This is a genomic window from Rhodopseudomonas sp. BR0C11 (genome assembly GCF_010820945.1).
In the GTDB taxonomy this organism is placed as follows: Bacteria; Pseudomonadota; Alphaproteobacteria; order Rhizobiales; family Xanthobacteraceae; genus Rhodopseudomonas; species Rhodopseudomonas palustris_H.
This window is the reverse complement of the sequence record NZ_QTKI01000549.1, coordinates 1-2515: the sequence shown is the minus strand read 5'-3', so window position 1 is coordinate 2515 and position 2515 is coordinate 1. Positions and strand designations below refer to the sequence as shown.

The following is a 2515-nucleotide window of genomic DNA, read 5'->3' as shown; positions in this document are numbered from 1 at the left end:
CAGGTGTATGGCGGCATCGCGCAAGGTACGTTCGGCATTTCGCGCTCCGACAAGGCCGCAAGCATCAAGGCGCAATTTCAGTTCAACGACGTCGAGCTGCAGACCTGCGCAGCCGACCTGCTCGGCGTGCGCAACCTGTCGGGACGCGGCAACCTCAGCGTGTCGCTGGAAGCCGAGGGCGCGAGCCCGTTCGGCCTGGCGCAATCGCTCGACGGCTCGGCGCTGCTCACCGGCCACGACGGCGCGATCAGCGGCTTCAACGTCGAACAACTGCTGAAGCGGCTGGAGCGGCGGCCGTTGTCCGGCGGCGGCAACTTCCGCAGTGGCAACACCCCGTTCGACAAGCTCACCGTTTCGGTGCGGTTTGCGGACGGCATCGCCACCGCCGACGAGGTGCGGATCGACGGTCCCACCGCACGGATTTCGCTGAGCGGCACCGCCTCGGTGCCCGCGCGCGAATATGACCTGAAGGGCGTCGCCAGCCTCGCCGGCGGCTCCGCCGCCAAGCCCGGCTTCGACCTGCCGTTCATCGTGCAGGGCCCGTGGGACGATCCGCTGATCTTCCCGGACCCGGAAAGCCTGATCCGCCGCTCGCCCGCCTCGGCGCCGCTGCTCGACGCCGTGAAGGATCGCAAGACCCGCGACACCGTCCGCTCAGTGCTCGAACGGATCACCGGCAAGAAACAGGACGCCGAGCCGCCGGCCGACGCACCTGCCGCCGCGCAGCCCGAGCCGAAGGCGAACTGATCAGCTCTGCGTGATCTGCGCGGCCGTCGGCTGTGCACTGCCGGGCACGCCCCTCTCCGTCATCGCGAGCGCAGCGAAGCAATCCAGCTCGCCTATTAAGCTGCTGGATTGCTTCGTCGCTTCGCTCCTCGCAATGACGAGGCCTAATGACACCTCACATCGGCGCGGCGTTGTCGGCCTGGGTCTTCGACAGCTTCGACGCCAGTGAGGCGATGACGATCAGCACCGTCACGGCCGCGATGATCAGGGTGCAGATCGCGTTGATCTCCGGCTTCACCCCGAGCCGCACTTCCGAATAGATCCGGATCGGCAACGTAGTCGACCCAGGGCCGGTGGTGAAGCTGGCGATCACCAGATCGTCGAGCGACAGCGCGAACGCCAGCATCCAGCCCGCCGCGATCGCCGGCCAGATCAGCGGCACGGTGGCGCGCAGGAACGCTTCCACCGGGGCGCAGCCGAGATCCATCGCCGCCTCCTCGATGCTGCGGTCGAGCGCATGCAGCCGCGACTGCACCACCACCGCGACGAAGCACATCGTCAGCGTGGTATGGGCGATCACCACCGTCCAGAATCCGCGCTCGGCGTTGATCGCGACAAACAACAGCAGCAGCGACAGACCGGTGATCACTTCCGGCATCACCAGCGGCGCATACAGCATCCCGGAGAACAACGTGCGGCCCTTGAAATGGCCGGCACGCGACAGCGCCACCGCCGCCAGCGTGCCGAGCACAGCCGCCGCGGTGGCCGAGGTCAGCGCCACGCGCAGGCTCATCCAGGCGGCATCGAGCATCGGCTGATCCTGGAAGAACTCGCGATACCAGCGCAGCGACCAGCCGCCCCACACCGTGACCAGGCGGGAGTCGTTGAACGAATACACCACCAGGATCACGATCGGCAGATACAGAAACGCCAGCCCCAGCGTCAGCGAGACGAGGTTGAAACGGGAGAGCTTCATGTTTTTGTACCCTCCCCTGGAGGGGGAGGGTATTCTTCGCAGCAACCTGAGACTACGCTCGCGACAAAGGCTATCCCGCCCATCACGACCTCCCCTCGAGCTGGCGTCGCTGCGCCCGCTCGTAGATCAGCAGCGGCAGCAGCAACACGCCGAGCAGCAGCACCGCGAGCGCCGAGGCCACCGGCCAGTCGCGGTTGGTGAAGAACTCCAGCCACAGCGTCTGGCCGATCATCGGCGAGGTCGAGCCGCCGAGCAGATCGGGGATGACGAATTCGCCGACGATCGGGATGAAACACAGCAGCACGCCGGCGCCGATGCCGGGCAGCGACAGCGGGAACGTCACCAGCCAGAAAGCCTGCCGCGGCGAAGCGCCGAGATCGGCGGCGGCTTCCGACAGCGAATGCGGCAGCTTCGCCAGCGTCGCGTACAGCGGCAGCACCATGAACGGCAGATACGAATACACGATGCCGACATACATCGCGGTGTCGGTCGACAGCCACACCACCGGCTTCGAGACGATGTGCAGCGCCAGCAGCAGCTGATTGAGCAGGCCGTCGTGCTGCAGGATGTTGATCCAGGCGTAGATCCGGATCAGGAACGAGGTCCAGAACGGTACGATCACCAGCATCATCGCCAGCGGCTGCCAGCGGCGCGGAAGTCGCGCCATTGCGTAGGCGATGGGATAACCGATCAGCAGCAGAATCGCGGTCGACAACGCCGCGACGGTGAGGCTGCGCAAGTAGGAAACCACGTAGAGGTGGTCGCCGAAGATCAGCTTGAAATTGTCGGCCGACAGCGCGTCGAACGCCCCCC

3 protein-coding genes are annotated in these 2515 nt (G+C 66.2%); 1 reads left to right on the top strand and 2 read right to left on the bottom strand.

What is annotated here, in order from left to right:
* The coding region (locus DYI24_RS24915; protein ID WP_164574231.1) for an AsmA-like C-terminal region-containing protein at positions 1-747 on the top strand (747 nt) is incomplete at its 5' end.
* A 154-nt stretch (positions 748-901) separates the two neighbouring features.
* On the opposite strand, the gene DYI24_RS24910 is transcribed toward DYI24_RS24915, so the two are convergent.
* Entirely contained in the window at positions 902-1702 is an 801-nt protein-coding gene (locus DYI24_RS24910; protein WP_107345773.1) for an ABC transporter permease, read from the bottom strand.
* A gap of 82 nt (positions 1703-1784) precedes the next feature.
* Positions 1785-2515 (bottom strand): ABC transporter permease (locus tag DYI24_RS24905; protein WP_164574230.1); only part of this gene is annotated, 731 nt, incomplete at its 5' end.